Source organism: Lentzea albidocapillata subsp. violacea (genome assembly GCF_900100275.1).
Taxonomy (GTDB): Bacteria; Actinomycetota; Actinomycetes; order Mycobacteriales; family Pseudonocardiaceae; genus Lentzea; species Lentzea violacea.
The window spans coordinates 40,448-57,962 of sequence record NZ_FNET01000030.1 but is presented as its reverse complement, the minus strand read 5'-3'; the positions used below and the strand labels follow the sequence as shown (position 1 = coordinate 57,962).

The 17,515-nt window shown below is 69.0% G+C and carries 15 protein-coding genes; 6 read left to right on the top strand and 9 right to left on the bottom strand.

From position 1 onward, the window contains the following. Positions 1-171: 171 nt before the first annotated feature. Positions 172-3,747, bottom strand: coding sequence for a methionine synthase (metH, locus tag BLR21_RS38125; protein WP_090014547.1), 3,576 nt, complete (start codon positions 3,745-3,747; stop codon positions 172-174). Positions 3,748-3,905: 158 nt separating this feature from the next. Between metH and BLR21_RS38120 the strand changes: the two genes are divergently transcribed. The 3 genes from BLR21_RS38120 to BLR21_RS38110 all read left to right on the top strand — a co-directional run bounded on the left by BLR21_RS38120 (position 3,906) and on the right by BLR21_RS38110 (position 8,339). Further along, positions 3,906-4,736 carry a patatin-like phospholipase family protein gene (locus tag BLR21_RS38120; RefSeq protein ID WP_256335201.1) on the top strand — a complete coding sequence of 277 codons (831 nt, stop codon included), beginning with the start codon at positions 3,906-3,908 and terminating at the stop codon, positions 4,734-4,736. 123 nt (positions 4,737-4,859) lie between these two features. Then, a complete protein-coding gene (locus tag BLR21_RS38115; RefSeq protein ID WP_218131088.1) occupies positions 4,860-6,533 on the top strand; it encodes a glycosyl hydrolase family 8 in 1,674 nt (557 codons plus the stop codon). A gap of 117 nt (positions 6,534-6,650) precedes the next feature. Beyond that, positions 6,651-8,339 carry a glycosyl hydrolase family 8 gene (locus BLR21_RS38110; RefSeq protein WP_256335200.1) on the top strand — a complete coding sequence of 563 codons (1,689 nt, stop codon included), beginning with the start codon at positions 6,651-6,653 and terminating at the stop codon, positions 8,337-8,339. Positions 8,340-8,408: 69 nt separating this feature from the next. Here the strand turns inward: BLR21_RS38110 and BLR21_RS38105 are convergent, their stop codons facing one another. Further along, positions 8,409-9,473 carry a class I SAM-dependent methyltransferase gene (locus BLR21_RS38105; protein ID WP_090014532.1) on the bottom strand — a complete coding sequence of 355 codons (1,065 nt, stop codon included), beginning with the start codon at positions 9,471-9,473 and terminating at the stop codon, positions 8,409-8,411. An 83-nt stretch (positions 9,474-9,556) separates the two neighbouring features. On the opposite strand from BLR21_RS38105, the gene BLR21_RS38100 reads away from it, so the two are divergent. Next, positions 9,557-10,417, top strand: a complete 861-nt coding sequence (locus BLR21_RS38100; RefSeq protein ID WP_090014529.1) for a DUF5829 family protein — start codon at positions 9,557-9,559, stop codon at positions 10,415-10,417. Between the two features lie 47 nt (positions 10,418-10,464). On the opposite strand, the gene BLR21_RS38095 is transcribed toward BLR21_RS38100, so the two are convergent. From BLR21_RS38095 to BLR21_RS38080, 4 genes are all read right to left on the bottom strand, one after another. Beyond that, positions 10,465-11,796: a M28 family peptidase gene (locus BLR21_RS38095; protein ID WP_090014524.1), complete on the bottom strand. Its 1,332-nt coding sequence runs from the start codon at positions 11,794-11,796 to the stop codon at positions 10,465-10,467. Positions 11,797-11,850: 54 nt separating this feature from the next. Continuing rightward, positions 11,851-12,870: a YbaB/EbfC family nucleoid-associated protein gene (locus tag BLR21_RS38090; protein ID WP_090014518.1), complete on the bottom strand. Its 1,020-nt coding sequence runs from the start codon at positions 12,868-12,870 to the stop codon at positions 11,851-11,853. Positions 12,871-13,000: 130 nt separating this feature from the next. Next, positions 13,001-14,296: a PepSY-associated TM helix domain-containing protein gene (locus BLR21_RS38085; protein ID WP_256335199.1), complete on the bottom strand. Its 1,296-nt coding sequence runs from the start codon at positions 14,294-14,296 to the stop codon at positions 13,001-13,003. A 62-nt stretch (positions 14,297-14,358) separates the two neighbouring features. Beyond that, the gene (locus BLR21_RS38080; protein WP_090014514.1) at positions 14,359-14,871 is read right to left on the bottom strand and encodes a hypothetical protein; all 513 of its coding nucleotides are present in this window, start codon (positions 14,869-14,871) and stop codon (positions 14,359-14,361) included. Between the two features lie 72 nt (positions 14,872-14,943). Between BLR21_RS38080 and BLR21_RS38075 the strand changes: the two genes are divergently transcribed. Next, entirely contained in the window at positions 14,944-15,336 is a 393-nt protein-coding gene (locus tag BLR21_RS38075; RefSeq protein ID WP_218131087.1) for a GNAT family N-acetyltransferase, read from the top strand. On the opposite strand, the gene BLR21_RS38070 is transcribed toward BLR21_RS38075, so the two are convergent. Continuing rightward, positions 15,333-15,641 carry a hypothetical protein gene (locus BLR21_RS38070; protein ID WP_090014511.1) on the bottom strand — a complete coding sequence of 103 codons (309 nt, stop codon included), beginning with the start codon at positions 15,639-15,641 and terminating at the stop codon, positions 15,333-15,335. The genes BLR21_RS38075 and BLR21_RS38070 overlap by 4 nt on opposite strands. Before the next feature lie 15 nt (positions 15,642-15,656). Beyond that, the gene (locus BLR21_RS38065) at positions 15,657-16,229 is read right to left on the bottom strand and encodes a PadR family transcriptional regulator (RefSeq protein WP_090014507.1); all 573 of its coding nucleotides are present in this window, start codon (positions 16,227-16,229) and stop codon (positions 15,657-15,659) included. Positions 16,230-16,287: 58 nt separating this feature from the next. On the opposite strand from BLR21_RS38065, the gene BLR21_RS38060 reads away from it, so the two are divergent. Continuing rightward, on the top strand, positions 16,288-16,683 hold the full coding sequence (locus BLR21_RS38060; RefSeq protein WP_090014504.1) for a nuclear transport factor 2 family protein: 396 nt from the start codon (positions 16,288-16,290) through the stop codon (positions 16,681-16,683). On the opposite strand, the gene BLR21_RS38055 is transcribed toward BLR21_RS38060, so the two are convergent. Beyond that, the gene (locus BLR21_RS38055) at positions 16,673-17,410 is read right to left on the bottom strand and encodes a class I SAM-dependent DNA methyltransferase (protein WP_090014502.1); all 738 of its coding nucleotides are present in this window, start codon (positions 17,408-17,410) and stop codon (positions 16,673-16,675) included. The genes BLR21_RS38060 and BLR21_RS38055 overlap by 11 nt on opposite strands. Between the last annotated feature and the right edge of the window lie 105 nt (positions 17,411-17,515).

Below are 17,515 nucleotides of genomic sequence, written 5' to 3'. Positions count from 1 at the left end.
CCACGCTCAGCACGCCACGATGCACCCGTCTGACCGCGCATTCCCCCGGCAACCTTCCGGGCCACACCACTAGGAGTGATTGATCTCCAGAGCGGCCGATGCTACATCGGACGGTGCCAAACCGGATAACACCTGCCGATACCGGCAAGCGCTTTCACGTTCCGGAACCGCTCAGGCGGGTTCGTAACCGAGGTTGGGGCGTAGCCACTGCTCGACTTCCTTGAGCGGCTTGCCGTACCGCCGCGCGTAGTCCTGCACCTGGTCGCGGCCGAGCCTGCCCACCGTGAAGTACTTCGCCCCGGGGTGCTGGAAGATCAGGCCGCTCACGCTCGCCGCCGGGTTCATCGCGAACGACTCGGTGAGCGAGATCCCGATTTCCTCCTCCGCGCCGAGCAGATCGAACAGTTCACGCTTCACGGTGTGGTCGGGGCAGGCCGGGTAGCCCAGCGCGGGCCGGATGCCGCGGAACTTCTCCGCGTGCAGGTCAGCGAGTTCCGGCTGGGCGTCCGGCTCGAACCAGTCGCGTCGCGCCCGCAGGTGGATCCATTCGGCGAACGCCTCGGCGAGCCTGTCCGCCAGCGCCTTCACCATGATGGCGCGGTAGTCGTCGTTCTCGGCCTCGTACTTCGCGGCCAGCTTTCCGGCACCGAGGATCGTCACCGCGAATCCACCGATGTGGTCGCCCTCGGGCGCCACGTAGTCGGAGAGGCAGCGATTCGGGCGCGAGAGCGGCTTCTGCGTCTGCTGGCGCAGCATCGGGATCCGCACGCCGTTGTCGAGCATGATGTCGTCGCCCTCGGAATGCGCGGGCCAGTAGCCGTACACCCCCTTTGCCTCGAGCAGTTCCCCGGCGACGATTTCGTCCAGCAACGTGGTCGCGTCCTCGTAGAGTTCGCGCGCCACCGGCTGGTCGAGGATCGCGGGGAACTTGCCTTTGAGCTCCCAGGCGAGGAACAGGAACGTCCAGTCGATGAACTCGCGCAGTTCAGCGAGAGAAGGCGTCATCACCCGAGTTCCGGTGAACTGAGGAGTGGGCAGATCGGAGAAATCGACCACTTCCCGATTCGTGCGCGCCGCGTCGAGCTTGAGCAACGGTACCGACTTGCGGTTTTCGTGCTGCTCACGCAACCGGGCCTGCTCCGCGCGGTTCGCGATGTTCAGCTCATGCGCGCGCTTGCCGTCCAGCAGGTCGGAGACGACGCCGACGACCCGTGAGGCGTCGAGCACGTGCACGACCGGCTCGTCGTAGACAGGGGCGATCTTCACGGCGTTGTGCTGCTTCGAGGTCGTCGCGCCGCCGATCAGCAACGGCAGCTTCATGCCACGCCGCTGCATCTCCTCGGCGACCGAGACCATCTCGTCCAGCGACGGCGTGATCAGCCCGGACAGGCCGATGACGTCGGCGTGTTCCTTGATCGCCGTGTCGAGGATCTTCGCGGCCGGCACCATCACGCCGAGGTCGATCACCTCGTAGTTGTTGCAGCCCAGCACGACGCCGACGATGTTCTTGCCGATGTCGTGGACGTCGCCCTTGACCGTGGCCAGCACGACCTTGCCGTTGCCACCCGCCGTGGCCTTCGGCTCGGCGTCCATGAACGGCTCCAGGTACGCGACGGCGCGCTTCATCACGCGGGCGCTCTTCACGACCTGGGGCAGGAACATCTTGCCCGCGCCGAACAGGTCGCCGACGATCTTCATGCCGTCCATCAGCGGGCCCTCGATGACGTCGAGCGGACGCGGCAGGGCCTGGCGGGCCTCCTCGGTGTCCTCCTCGATGAAGTCGACGACACCGTGCAGGATGGCGTGCTCCAGGCGCTTGCCGACCGGGGCCTCGCGCCACGACAGGTCCACGACGCGCTTCTGGCCGGGGCCCTTGACGGTCTCGGCGTGCGAGACGAGACGGTCCGTCGCGTCCTCACGGCGGTTGAAGATGACGTCCTCGACCAGTTCCAGCAGGTCGGGCTTGATGTCCTGGTAGACGACGAGCTGGCCCGCGTTGACGATGCCCATGTCCAGCCCGGCCTTGACGGCGTGGAACAGGAACGCCGAGTGCATGGCCTCGCGGACCACGTCGTTGCCGCGGAAGGAGAACGACAGGTTCGAGATGCCGCCGCTGATGCGGACGCCGGGACAGCGCTCCTTGATCCGCGGCAGGGCGTCGATGAACGCCCTGGCGTAGCCGTTGTGCTCCTCGATGCCGGTCGCGACCGCGAGCACGTTCGGGTCGAAGATGATGTCCTCGGCCGGGAACCCGGCCTTCTTCGTCAGCAGGTCGTAGGCGCGGCCGCAGATCTCGACCTTGCGGTCGGTCGTGTCGGCCTGGCCCTGCTCGTCGAACGCCATGACGACGACACCGGCGCCGTAGTCGCGGATCGTGCGGGCCTGCCGCAGGAACGGCTCCTCGCCCTCCTTGAGGCTGATCGAGTTGACCACGCCCTTGCCCTGCACGCACCGCAGCCCGGCCTCCAGCACGGTCCAGCGGGAGCTGTCGATCATCACCGGGATGCGGGCGATCTCCGGCTCGGTCGCGATGAGGTTCAGGAACGTCGTCATCGCCTGCTCGCCGTCGAGCAGGTCGGCGTCCATGTTGACGTCCAGCAGGTTCGCGCCGCCGCGCACCTGGTCCAGCGCCACGGTGAGCGCGGCCTGGTGGTCGTCGGCCTCGATCAGCCTGCGGAACTTGGCCGAGCCGGTGACGTTGGTGCGCTCGCCGATCATCACGAACCCGGTGTCGGGGCCGATCTCGAACGTCTCCAGGCCGCTGTAGCGGGTGGTGTGCCGGGGCTGGACCACCTCGCGGGGCTCGGTGCCGCGCACGGCGTCGGCGATGGCCTTGATGTGCGCGGGGGAGGTGCCGCAGCAGCCGCCGACGACATTGACGATGCCGTTGCCCGCGAAGTCCTTCAGCAGGGCCGCGGTCTCGTCCGGGGTCTCGTCGTAGCCGCCGAACGCGTTGGGCAGGCCCGCGTTCGGGTGGCAGGCGACGTAGGTGTTCGCGAGCCGCGCCAGGTCGGCGACGTGCGGCCGCATCTCCTCGGCGCCCAGCGAGCAGTTCACGCCGACGACCAGCGGCTCGGCGTGCGTGATCGAGTCCCAGAACGCCTCGACGGTCTGGCCCGACAGCGTGCGGCCGGACAGGTCGACGATCGTCACCGAGATCCACAGCGGCAGGTCGGGCGCCACCTCGCGGGCCGCGGCGATGGCGGCCTTGCAGTTCAGCGTGTCGAAGATCGTCTCGATCAGCAGCAGGTCGACGCCACCCTCGTGCAATGCCGAGATCTGCTCCGCGTAGGAGGCCTTGACCTGCTCGAACGTGACGGCGCGGTACGCGGGGTCCTCGACCTTGGGCGACAGGGACAGGGTGACGTTGAGCGGGCCGACCGACCCGGCGACGAACCGGCCGCCGAACTCGTCCGCGGCCTGCCGGGCGAGCCGCGCGCCGGCGAGGTTCATCTCGCGGACGCGGTCCTCCAGCCCGTAGTCGGCCTGGCCGATCGAGGTGGCGGTGAACGTGTTGGTGGTCGTGATGTCCGCGCCCGCCGCGAGGTACTGCCGGTGCACGTCGAGCACCAGGTCCGGGCGGGTGAGGTTGAGCAGGTCCGGGTCGCCCGCGACGTCGAGGCGGTGGTCGCTGAACTCCGTGCCGTAGTAGTCGGCGGGGGAGAGCTTGGCCTGCTGGAACATCGTGCCCCACGCGCCGTCGAGCACGGCGATGCGCGAGTCCAACAGAGACCTGAGACCAGCCACGCGCGCTCCCGAATAGTCGGAAGCGCCCTTGTTACGTGGTGGTGCGAGGCCGAGCGTGGCAGGCACGAGGCCCGTTGCAGCGCTTCTCGGCTTCGCCGTCAAGTTTACCAACCACGACCATGGACCAGGAACCCGTCCCACTCCATAGGATGGTCGCCGTGACAGGAGAACGCGCGTTGGTGCTGGGCGGCGGTGGAGTCACCGGAATCGCCTGGGAGACAGGGGTTCTGCACGGACTGGCAGAGCAGGGAGTCGACCTGACGGGTGCCGACCTGTTCGTCGGGACGTCCGCCGGGTCCGTGGTGGCGGCGGAGCTGGCGGGAGGTGCCCCGCTCGCCCGGCTCTACGCGGGCCAGCTGGCGCCGCCCGACGGGGAGATCCCGGCCCGTCTCACTTCGTGGATGGTCGTCAGGTACGCGCTTTCCTACGTGATGCCGGGGACGCCGGCGCGGAAGCGGGCGCGCCTCGGCCGTGCCGCGCTGAAGGCCCGCACGCCGTCCGAGGAGTCCCGGCTGGCGGTGTTCGACTCCCGGCTGTCCACGAAGGACTGGCCGGAGCGTCCGCTCAAGGTCACCGCCGTGGACGCCGTGAGCGGAAAGTTCGTGGCGTTCGACCGGGACAGCGGGGTGCCGCTGGTGCACGCGGTGGCGTCGAGCTGCGCGGTCCCGCTGGTGTGGCCGCCGGTCAGCATCAACGGCAGCCGGTACATGGACGGCGGCATGCGGTCCGTGGCGAACGCCGACCTCGCCGCCGGGTACTCGCGGGTGGTGGTCATCGCGCCGTTGACGCGGTCGGCCAGTCCGGCGGCGACCCCCGGTGCGCAGGCCGCGAAGCTCGGGGTGCCGTCGATCGTGATCAGCCCGGACCGTGCCGCGCTGGCCGCCATCGGCACGAACCTGCTGGACCCGGCCCGGCGCAAGCCTGCCGCGGAGGCGGGGTACGCGCAGGCCGTCTCGATCGCGGAAGCCGTGCGGAAGGTCTGGGCGTAGTTTCCGCAACCGGTTCCGGCCCAGATGACTGGTCCACACCTCTTGTCCAAGTCGACAGACCCGCCTATCGTCGCCGCGATCGCCCTTTTAGGCAGGTTTGTTAACTATTGGGTGGAGGTGGTTGTGGACAGACGATCGGCAGTGGCGGCGGTGAGCGCGGCCGGGCTCGTGATCGGTCTCCTGGTGGCGGGGACGACCAGTGCGACGGCCGCGGATCCGCTGGTGTCGCAGGGCAAGGCGGTCGTGGCGTCCTCTGTCGAGGGTGCCGGGCTGGAGGCGGCGAAAGCCGTGGACGGCAGCACAACGACCCGGTGGGCCTCGGTGGAGGGCAGTGACTCCGAGTGGATCCGGGTCGACCTCGGCTCGGCGCACGCGGTCAGCCGGGTGCGGCTGAACTGGGAGGCCGCGTACGCCAGGTCCTATCGCGTGCAGACCTCTCCCGACGACTCGGTCTGGACGGACGTGTTCTCGACCGGCGCCGGTGACGGAGGCGTCGACGACTTGACGGTGTCCGGTTCCGGGCGGTATGTGCGGGTGCTCGGCACGGCCCGTGGCACGCAGTGGGGCTACTCGCTGTGGGAGCTCGAGGTCTACGGCGTGGCCGGCGGCAATCCGCCGACGACCACTACCACTCCGCCCTCGAACGGCCTCGGTTACGCGTTCGGCAGCAGGAAGGTCCCCTACGCGGCGGGCATCCTGCGGCCCTCCGGCGCGACGTCCACTCTGGACGCCGCGGTGGTGGACTACTACCAGCGCTGGAAGTCCGCGTTCGTGCGGCAGAACTGCGGCAACGGCTGGTACCAGGTGATCTCGCCGGACGCCGACCACCCGTACGTCGCCGAGGCGCAGGGCTACGGCATGGTGATCACCGCGCAGATGGCCGGGGTCGACCCGGACGCGCGGAAGATCTTCGACGGCCTGGTGAAGTGGAAGATCGACCACCCATCCTCCATCAACCGCGATCTCCTCGCGGCCGAGCAGGACGTGAACTGCCGCAGCGTCAACGGCGGTGACGGCGCCACGGACGGCGACATGGACGTGGCCTACGGGCTGCTGCTCGCCGACCGGCAGTGGGGCAGCACCGGCACCTACAACTACAGGCAGTTGGCGATCCGGCACATCAACGCGATCAAGGCCAGCGAGGTCAACCCGTCGACGAACCTGCTCAAGCTGGGCGACTGGTCCAGCGCGGGCGACCAGTACTACTACCTCTCGCGGTCGTCGGACTGGATGGCCGACCACTTCCGGGCGTTCCGGAAGGCGACGGGTGACTCGGCGTGGGACACGATCCGCGCCGCGCACCAGAACCTGATCGGGCAGCTGCAGCAGAACTACGCGCCGAACACCGGTCTGCTGCCGGACTTCGTGGAGAACACGAACTCCTCCCCGCGCCCGCCGGCCGGGCAGGTGCTGGAGAGCGTGAACGACGGCAGGTACTACTGGAACGCCTGCCGCGTGCCGTGGCGGATCGGCGCGGACGCGGTCACCAGCGGTGACTCCCAGTCGCTCGCGGCGTCCCGCAAGCTCAACACGTGGGTGAAGGCCAAGGCGGGCAACAACCCCGGCAACATCGCGATCGGCTACCAGCTCAACGGCACGCAGCTCTCCGGTGGCAGCGCCGCCGCGTTCTTCGCGCCGTTCGCGGTGGCGGCGGCGACCGATCCGGGCAGCCAGGCGTGGCTGGACGCGTTGTGGAACAGGATGCTGCAGACGCCGATCGACGGCGGCAGCTACTTCTCGGCGAGCATCCAGCTCCAGGTGATGATCACGGTCACGGGCAACCACTGGGTGCCCTGACCAGTACTGTTCGATCGCGCAACAAAGGTCTGCACCTCTTGTTGACGAGGTCTGACCTGCATACCGTCGCCAACCACGCGCATTGACAGCTTTGTTAACCAATTGCTGGAGGCGGCCGTGGGCGGCAGAATGACGGCGATCGGGGCGGCCGGGCTCGTGCTCGGCCTCCTCGTCGCGGGAACGACCATCGCATCGGCGGCGGACCCACTGGTCTCCCGCGGCAAGGCGGTGACGGCCTCTTCCCTCGAGGGGCCGGGATTCGAGGCAGCCAAAGCGGTCGACGGAAACACGTCGACCCGTTGGGCGTCGCTGGAAGGGCACGATCCGGAGTGGCTGCGGGTCGACCTCGGCTCGGCGCACACGATCAGCCGGGTGAAGCTGAACTGGGAGGCCGCGTACGCCAGGTCGTACCGCGTGCAGACCTCTCCTGACGGCTCGGCCTGGTCCGACGTGTACTCGACCAGTGCCGGCGATGGTGGCATCGACGACTTGACGGTGTCCGGTTCCGGGCGATATGTCCGTGTTTACGGCACGGCCCGCGGCACGACGTACGGCTACTCGCTGTGGGAGTTCGAGGTCTACGGCGTCGGTGACGGCACCCCGCCGACGACGACCACTCCACCGACGACCACGACTCCGCCCCCGAGCGGTCTCGGCTATCCCTTCGGCAGCAGGCAGACCCCGTACGCGGCCGGCATCCTGCGGCCGTCCGGGAGTACGTCCACGATGGACGCCAAGATCGTCGAGTACTACCAGAGATGGAAGGCCGCGTTCGTCAAGCAGAACTGCGGCAACGGCTGGTACCAGATCATCTCGCCGGACGCCGACCACCCGTACGTCGCCGAGGCGCAGGGCTACGGCATGGTGATCACCGCGCAGATGGCGGGCGCGGACCCGGACGCGAAGAAGATCTTCGACGGCCTGCTGAAGTACAAGCTCGCGCACCCGTCGGTCAACAACCCCGACCTGCTGGCCGCCGAGCAGGACCCCTCCTGCCGGAGCGTCAACGGCAGCGACAGCGCGACCGACGGCGACATGGACACCGCCTACGGCCTGCTGCTGGCCGACCGGCAGTGGGGCAGCACCGGCACGTACAACTACAAGCAGCTCGCGATCAGGAACGTCAACGCGATCAAGAAGAGCCTGGTCAACCCGAACACGAACCTGCTGCTGATGGGTGACTGGTCCACTTCGAGCAACAGCAGGCACTACTACGGCTCCCGCTCCTCCGACTGGATGTCCGACCACTTCCGGGCATTCCGCAAGGCCACCGGCGACTCGGCGTGGGACACGATCCGAGCCAAGCACCAGGACCTGATCGCCACGCTGCAGTCGAAGTACGCGTCGAGCACCGGCCTGTTGCCGGACTTCGTGCAGGACACCAACTCCACGGTGAAGCCCGCGGTCGGCAAGATGCTCGAACGGGCCGACACCGACGGCAAGTACTGGTACAACGCGTGCCGCGACCCGTGGCGCATCGGTGCGGACGCCGCGCTGACCGGCGACGGCAAGTCGCTGACGGCGGCCCGCAAGATGAACTCGTGGATCAAGAGCAAGACCGGCGGTGACCCGAACAGGATCGCGGTCGGCTACTCGCTGGGCGGCACCCAGATCGCGAGCGGCAGCGACGCGGCGTTCTTCGCGCCGTTCGCGGTCGCGGCCACGACGGACGCGGGCAGCCAGGCGTGGCTGGACGCGTTGTGGAACAAGATGCTGAACACGCCGATCGACACGAACACGTACTTCGGTGCGAGCATCCAGCTCCAGGTGATGATCACGGTGTCCGGCAACCACTGGATCCCGTAGCCGGCAGAGGTTTTCGTCCCGGGGCAGACTCGTGTCCCGGGACGGACACCGTTGTTGCAGTGGACATGCCTAGGGCAGGGTGCGCAGGAAGGCCGGCCCGCCCTCCTCGGCGTTCAGTCCTTTCTCGACGAACGCGATGTTGTGGTGGAACGAGATCCCGCTGATGTTGCGCTCCAGGTAGGAGCCCTCGCCGCGTGGATCCCGCACCTCGGCCTGGTTCAAGCCGTCCACAAAGGACTTGAGCATGCCCATCGACGTGCCGGCGGCCGCCTCGGGGTGGCCGCCCCAGCTCGGCCAGTACGCGGTCTGCAGGTCCTCCACGACGTAGAGACCGCCCGCGCGGACGTGCGGGAACAGCGCGTGGAACGAGGTCCGCACGTGCTCGTTGAGGTGGCTGCCGTCGTCGACGACCACGTCGAACGGTCCGAGCTCGCGGCCCAGCCGGTCGAGGAACCCGGCGTCGGACTGGTCGCCCAGCACGGTCATGATTCGCGGGCCGGTGACGTTCTTGCGCGCGATGTCGAGGCCGTGCACGAGGCCGCGCCGGAAGTACCGCTGCCACATCCGCAGCGAGCCACCGCCGCGGTCCGGGTCGTCGTAGCCGCCGATGCCGATCTCCAGTACCCGCACGGGTTCGTCGCGCAGGCGGGCGAAGTGGCGTTCGTAGTGCTGCGTGTACCAGTGCAGGTCGCCCCACTTGTCCGAGCCGTGCTCCACGGCCAGTTCGCCCAGGTCCCGCTCGCCCGGCTTGAGCGCGGACAGGAGTCCCTGGACGGACTGCGCGACGCCCTTGCGGTCCTGGAACCACCCGGCGATCCCGCGTTCGTCGAGATCGGGGTCCGGGGTGGTGACGGCGAGGCTCGGCCAGGGCCGGGTGCCGGTGCCGTAGAGACCGCGGACGGCGTCGGCCAGGTCGAGCGTGATCACCACTTCGGCGTCGGTGCACAGGTGGGTGGTGGTCTGGCCGTCGAAGCTCAGGTCCAGGCGCACGTCGTGCTCGCCGATCTCGCGCAGGACCTCCGCGGCGACGGCGTCCGGGGTGAGCCTGCGGATCGTGTCGTCCAGCAGGTCGCGGCCGGCGGTGGCGGCCTGCAGCAGCGGGGCTAGAACCGTCCACCGGGCGGTGTCGAGCACGGGGTTCCCCTCGTCTGGCTTGAGTCTGGCTTGAGCGTGTCCGTTTTATGATCGAATGTATGGGTGTTCGACGGGTGTCTTGCATGATCTTGGCCGTGGTTCTGGTCGTGTCGGGTGCGGGACCGGCATTGGCGGGAGTGCGGCAGTTGTTGTACTACAACCACGCATGGGGAACGCTCGATCGAGCCACCGCGGACGCGGTCGAGCACTCGCGCTACCTCAGGGACTTCACGGACTTCGAGGTGCGCACGACGACCGGCGCGGACGGCAGGGTCTGGACGGGGCGCTACCTGCGCGGCCGCGAGACCTACCTGGAGGTGTTCGGGCCGGGTGACGTGCCGGGTCAGGACGGCGAACCGGGCTCCGCCGGTCTGGGGCTCTCGACCGAGCGCGACGGTGACATCAACAAGCTCGCTGCCCGGCTGCGCGCCGCAGGGCAGCAGCCGATCGACTTCCTGCAGACCCGCGACTTCGGCGACGGCAAGCCCGTGCCGTGGTTCGACTCGCTGTTCCTGATCGAGAAGTACGAGAAGTTCGGCGCCTGGGCCATGGAGTACCGCGACGAGTACCTGAACGATCCGCGCAGCAAGGTGGGGCCCGCCCGGTTCCCCGGCGACGTCACGCGCGAGCGGTATCTGCCGGACGCGTACAAGAGCAAGGTGATGCGCGACATCACGCTCGTCCGCCTCGCCGTCACCGCCTCGGACCTGGCCGACACCGTGCCGTTGCTGCGCGCCGGCGGCTTCTCGCTGCGGACCGAGCCCGGCACGGTCGTGGCCACGCGTGGCGGCACCACGATGCGGTTCGACGAGGTGCCGCTGGGACAGACCGGGCTCAAGCGCGTCGAGTTCGAGCTCAACCGCCCGGTCGCGAGGCACGTCGAGAAGCTGGGTTCGTCCACGCTGGTGGTGGGTCCTGGCAAGCGGGCGGTCTGGACGTTCTGACACCCCAGTCCGAACGAACTGGGGTGTCGCTGATCGGGGCGCACCACCTACTTCTGGGCGGCGAGCCGGTACGCCGCCGCCCCGATCAGCTCCAGCGACACCTGCAGCCGTTCCGGGCTGATGTTGTCGCGGATCGTGTCCTCCGGGGTGTGGTAGATCGGCTCCAGCTGTGCCGGCCCGCCCTCACCGCGCCAGCTGAAGTTCGCCGACGCCATGCCCTTCTCGTGGAACGGCACGTGGTCGCTCGACCCGCGCGCCACCGGTCCGTGCACCCTCGGGTCGTAGCCGAGCCGCTGTGCCGCGGCGCGGACTCCGGCGGTCGTGGCGTTGTCGGCGCCGTCCACGGACAGCAGCCAGTACGCCGTGGCCGGGTCGTGGCTGGTGGCGACCATGTCGTTCTGGAACACGCCCTTGATCCGCGCGATCTCCGCCGGCCGGAGCTGCGAGACGTAGTGCCGTGAGCCGAGCAGGCCCTGCTCCTCCGAACCCCACAACGCGAACCGCAGCGCCTTGTGCGTGGGCAGGTACCGCAGTACGCGAGCCAGTTCCAGGCAGAGGACCGTGCCGCTGCCGTCGTCGTTGGCGCCCGGTGAGCCCGGCACGCTGTCGTAGTGCGCGGTGACCATCACGACCCCGTTGTCACGCCACGGGAACGTCGCCGGCCGGTCCGCGATCACGTTGTAGGACGTGAGGTTCGGGTGGTGGATCGTGCTGATCGTCAGCTCGCCGGAGTCCTGCGCGCGCAGCTTCTCCGTGTGCACCTGGGCGAGGCCGATGACCGGCACGGTGACGTTGCGGTCGAGCGCGGGGGAGAAGGCGCTGGACCTGTTCGCCGTCGCGGAGATCCGGCCGAGGACCACCGCCACCGCACCGCGTTCGATCGCCGCGTGTGTCGGCGCGGAGCCGGCGGGAGCGTTGACGTAGAACGCGATCTTGCCGGTGAGATCGGGCAACGCGCCGGCGGCGACCTCGACGAACGGGGCCTTGACGGTGACGCCGAGGGAGCCGAAGCGCGAGGCACCGGCCTGCCATCTGCCGTTGACGTCGGCGAGGTACTTGTCCGGCACGGTGAACGGCTGCGTCGTCACCTGGTACCGCAGCGCCTTGAGTTCGCGGACGAGGTAGTCACGCGCCCGGTGTTCCGACGCGGTGCCGCCGATGCGCGGCCCGATCCCGTCACTCAGGACCTTGAGGTGCTCCAGCGCCCTGCGGGCACGGACCCTCGCCACGACCGGGAAATCGCCGAGGTCGAGGTCCGGCAGGTGCGAGGCGCCCGGCCGCTGCTCGTTGGCCGCGAGCGCGCTCGCGGGGTTGGCCACGACGGCGGCCACTCCGGCCGCCGCCGCGAAGAAGTCACGTCTGCGCAAGTCGTCCCCCATCTCCGGAAGTTCTCCGGGCGAACGTAGGCAGGACGACGGGCGCGGGACAAGCGACTAGTGGCTGGCTTTCACCATCTGGTCGCCGGCGTGGTCGAGCACCAGATCCTGAACCTGCCTGCGCGCGTCCGCCCGCGCCTTCTGCACGCACGCCATCAGCTGCGCCGCGAGCAGTTCCGGTTCGAGCTCGCGCACCTCGGGGCTCAGTGCGATGCCCGTCGTGAGGCCGTTCGAGTCGACCGTCACGCTGATGCCGCCGCGGGTGGCCTCACCGCTCACGGCCGCAAGCAGATTGACCAGGTCGAGGTAACGGCGCTGCTCGCGTTCGGCGGCCGCGTCACGGCGCTCCTCCCACCACGTGATCCGGCGGCGCAGCAACGCCTGCGCGGTCGCCGGATCCGCCACGGGAACCGTCCACGAGCCGGACGTGGTGTGCAGCGTGATCGCGTGCGAATGCGCTGTCACGCTGAGGATGCGGGCGAACGAGACCCCGGCGTCGACCCGCGCGCCCGTGCGCGTGGTCCAGTCGACGCGATCCGTGCCGATCACCACGCGCGCGCCGTTGCTGTCCAGCACGAGCGGGAACGCGGTCGACCCGAGTTCGAGGACGGGAGCCGAGAGCAGCGACCGGTGGGCCAGCCGGGCGAGTGCGCTGGCGGATCCGGCACCGAGCACGCCGGCCGCGCACAACGCCTTCACCGCGATCGCCGCACCGGGACTGAGCCGCAACGCGATGCCCGAGCCCGGCAGCACACCGAGCACGAGCTGCGCGCCCGTCATCAGGGTGGTGGCGGGCAGCCACGAGTGCGGATCGCTCAACCCGTTGCGCCGCAACCAGGACAGCAACGCCCACGCGCACGCCGCGGCGGCGACCGCCGGAATGGCCGACCACCACGGCATGATGCGCTGCCCGGCCGATGTCATCCCGGCGAGCACGACGCACACGATCCCGATGGCGACGGGCAGGACACCTGCGGAGAGCAGCAGCAACGTCCTGGTACGACGCCATCGGGCGGCGAGCGCGTGGACGACCTGGGGATCGTTGATCAGAGGGATCGCATGGGGAATGAGCGTCATGTGGGCGCTCCTCGTCAGCTCTCCGCCGCCACGGTGGTGTGGCGTGCGAGCCGACCAGGCTTCCCGGCGCACCTGACCATTAATATGCCGTAAATGTCCAGATCAGGCAAGCCTTGTCCACTGTGGACGATCAGGAGGCCGCCGTTTTCGCCCGCCTTCCGAGCAGCACGTCGACGGCCAGGAAGATCACCAGGCTGACCCCGAGCAGCGGCATGAAGCACCCCACCAGCAGCGTGCCGAGGCCGAGTGCGATCAACGCTCCGCGCGGGGCCCTGCGCCACTGGCCGCGTGGGGCCGGGCGGCCGAAGCCGTTCGTGGGCCTGCGCTTCCACCACATGCGGTAACCGAGTACGACCGAAGCGACCAGTCCGCCGCCGATGAGCAACAGCAGCAACTGGTTGGGCCAGCCGAACAGCACGCCCATGTGCGCGTCGATGCCCCACCTCGTCAGCTTCGCACCCAGCGGGAAGTCGGCGAACTTCAGTGAATCGACCACCTCGCCGCCGTGGACCGCGACGGAGTCGTTCCGGGTGGGCAGGCCCTTCTCGATCTCAGCCACCTTCCAGGCACCGCCGGGGGTGGCGGGCAGACTGATCTCGACCGCCTTCGCGTTGATGCCGGACAGCTTCGCGACCCCGGACACGGTGTCGATCTCGCCGTGCCCACCGGAGGACGAGGTACTCGAACCGTGGTCGCCGTGGCTCTCCCCGGCGCCGGGCATCTTCAGGGTCGGCGTGGACCAGCCGACCGCGGTGCGCAGCATGGCGACGTTCTCGCCCGCGTAGGCCGACCACGTGAGACCGGTGGCGGACAGGAACAACGCGCCGGCCAGCACCCACACGCCGATCAGCCCGTGCGTCCGGATGCGCTTGCTGTTGCGTGCCCGGGAGATCCACAGGACCAGGCCGCCCAGTGCGACCACCCACAGCCAGGAGGCGGCGAGTTCGCTGTAGAGGCGGCCGGGTTCACCGAGCATCAGGTTGCGGTGCAACTGATCGAGTGTCGTGCGCAGCGGCAGCACACCGCTCGACCCGTAGACCACGAGATCACCGGTGACGCGTCCGGTGCCGGGGTCGACGAAGACCGCCCGCCGTTCGGACTCGCCCAGTCCCTTCTCGGAGAACAGGACGCGGGTCGTGGCACCGGGTTCGGGGGCGGGCCGGACCGCGACGAGCTCGCCTCTGGGTGAGGTCGCGAGCGCGGCGTCGACCTGCTTGGACAGCGGAAGTTGTTGCGCGGTCGCGGGAACGCGGAGCTGATCGGAGTAGACCCAGGACTCCAGTTGCGGTGTCAGGGCGTAGAGCACTCCGGTCAGCGCGGCGATCAGGACGAACGGGCCGACGAGCACGCCGGCGTAGAAGTGCAGGCGCAGGAAGAGTCCCCGCCACGCGAACGACGCGCGTGCCGGAGCGGCTGTGGTGGTCATGGTGCTCCCAATGGGCGTGAACAGGGGCAGGACCGCTCGGTGAGCGGCCCTGTGAAGGGGATTCAGGCCTGTTCAGCCGGAGGACCGCGCCATGACAGCACGTTCAGGAAGACGATCGAGGTCGGCGCGAGCGAAGGCGTGGCGACGACCAGGGGTGCGGTGGCGGGCAGGACGGTGAGCCTGCGGGGGAGTGCGGACGTGACCGCGCGGGCCAGCGCGAGGACGGTCCGTTCCGCGACGGCGAGTACGACGACCGTCAGTGCCGTGGCCACGACATGCGAGGCGAGCATGCGCGCCGGTTCGGCTTCGTGCGTGTGCCGGAACGCCGCGAGTGACACCAGGACGTGCATCGCGAGCTGCCCGCCGCCGATCAGCAGGAGCAGCTTGCGCCAGGTCAGCTCCTGCCGGGCGAACCCGGCGGTCGCCCACGTGAGCAGCGCGACCAGCGAGAGGACCAGCCCGGCGTCGGGTAACCGGCCGTCCGCGCTGGAGTGCGCGAGAACCGCGAGCGTCCCGTTGACGATGCCGACGGCAGCACAGCGCGCACGGCGCAGCGGAGCGGTCGGCAGGGTCACGACCAGCAGCTTAGCGTCCGAATTGGTAGAAACCACCCTACGGATGTCCGGCAGGAACGGTTCAATGCAGCGGTGATCTCGTACCGCACCGATCTCGACGGACTGACCGAGGCCGATCTCGCCGGGTTCTTCGTGGGCTGGCCCACCCCGCCGTCGCCGGCCCGGCACCTCGCCGTGCTGCGCGGAAGCTATCGCGTGGTGATCGCGCGTTCACCGGACGACGTCGTCGGCTTCGTGAACATGATCAGCGACGGCGTGCTGACCGCGTTCGTCCCATGGCTGGAGGTGCGGCTGGAGTTCCAGGGCCAGGGCATCGGCACGGAGCTGATGCGGCGCATCGTGGCCGAGGCCGCGCACCTGTACTCGGTGGACCTCACGTGCGACGACGCGTTGCGGCCGTACTACGAGCGCCTGGGCATGACCGCGCTGACCGGGATGGGGCTGCGCAACCGCGCCGCGCTCTAGATGCCTTCGAGGTCCAGTGTCTGCTGGTGCGGGCCTCCGGTGAACGAGCTGGTGAGCAGCCCGGCGGAACGGCAGCGCCCGCACGTCACCGGTGACGTGGTCGCCTTGAAGCGGGTGAAGTCCCAGCTGCCGGTGCCGACGTGACAGCCGGGGCCCGGCACCTCCAGCCCGAGCCAGCCCTGCAACCGCACGGCGTGCACGACGCCGGACCCGTCGAGGTAGCCGTTGAGCCGCCCCGCGAACCGGTTGCGCGCCTCTGCCGCGGGCGCGCTGAGTGCCTCCTGCAAGAGCGAAATGCCGTTCATGGACCCGATTCAACCTCACCCCGGCGCGTCGAGCCGAACACCACGCCGCTCCAGCACGGTGAGGCTCCTGGCACACCACCGCACGTTGTCCCGCTCGAACGACAAGCCGCGCAACAAGGTCAGGTACGGCCCGACCCGTTCGGCGGTGGCCAGGAAGTCCTCCTCCGAACGGCCGTCGAGCAACTTGGCCCTGAGTCGTTCGTAGCGCGCGACCTTCGCCTCGGCCCACTGCTTGCGTTCGCGGATCGAGGCCAGCACCCCCTCGACGTCACCGGAGTCCGCTGCCAGCACCGCCACCAGCAGTTCGTCGCGGATCGCGGTGGGTTTGTGCGGCCCGGCCGTGAACCCCGTCAGCTCCTCGCGGCCCTGCTCGGTGAGCGAGAACAGGCGCTTGTTCGGCCGGCGTTCCTGCTCGACCGTCCTGGCGACGATCAGCCCGTCCGCCTCCATGCGGTCCAGCTCCCGGTAGAGCTGCTGTGGCGTGCAGATCCAGAAGTTCGCCACCGACGCGTCGAACGCCTTGGCCAGGTCGTAGCCGGACGACTCCCCGTCGAGCAGGGCCGCCATCACGGCATTGCGCAGCGACATAGCAGCAGGTTACGGTGCATCGACCTAGTCAACAAGTTGAGTATGTGAGGGCGTCGCTGTGAACGCATTCCGCAAGGCGGTCGAAGCACGGGACACCGAGGCGATGGCGGCGTGCCTGGCCGACAACGTCGTGTTCACCAGCCCTGTCGCGTTCGCGCCGTACCCCGGCAAGCCGATCACCGCGGCGATCCTGCGCGGCGTCATGCGGGTGTTCGAGAACTTCCGCTACGAACGTGAGATCATCGACGGCCCCAACCACGCGCTGGTGTTCCGGACCGAGGTGGGCGGCAAGGAGATCCAGGGCTGCGACTTCCTGCACCTCGACGAGGATGGGTTGATCGACGAGTTCACCGTCATGGTGCGTCCGCTGTCCGGCGCCCAGGCCCTGTCCGAGGCGATGGCCGCACAGTTCGACCAGATCAAGGCCGAGGCGCTGGAAGCGTTCAACTCCTGACGCGGCCGACGTCAGGTTCGTACACGCTCACGTGCCGCCTGCTGTCCGCGACGAACGGCTCGCCGTTCCAGCCGCCGTGCCGTTCGCGCAGCCGCAGCCCCGCGATCCGAGCCATGAGGTCGAACTCCGACGGGTAGGACAGCCGCTGCCGGATCGCGCCGAACCGGATGCCGTCCGCGCCGATGTGCACGTGGTTCTCGTCGAGCAGCTGGGTGACCGGGTCGTAGCGGTTGACGTCCAGCTCGACGTGGTCGACCTCGACGGCCTCCACGTCGATGAACTGGTGGCGTTGCCGCGCCGCCCAGCTCGGCACGCCGCACTCGATCACGAACACGCCGTCCGCGGTGAGGTGACGTGCGGCGTTCTCGAAGCACCGCACCTGGTCGTCCTGGGTGAGCAGGTTCGTGATCGTGTTGTAGACCAGGTACACCAACGGATACGTGCGGCCGGTGCCGACGCTGGACATGTCGCCCATCACCACGTCGATGTCGTCGCCGCCGGGTTTTTCCCGCATGCGCGCGACCATGTCGGGGGAGAGCTCGACGCCGTCCACCTCGACACCGGACTCCTTGAGGGGCAACGCGATGCGGCCGGTGCCGATCGCGAACTCCAAGGCGCTCCGGCCGAACGCCGCGAGGAAGCGGACCGTCTCGGCCTCGTCGCCGCGAGGTGAGTTGTCGTAGTTCTTGGCCGTTTCGGGACTGAAACTCGGATTGAATCCCTTCACCTGCCCCACGCTAGCCCGCACCGCTACCGAGTTTTTCGCCGTGCAACTGAGCCGAAAATGCCGCCACCGCGCTCGGTGCTGCTAGCTTGGAGATCGTGCCGGACT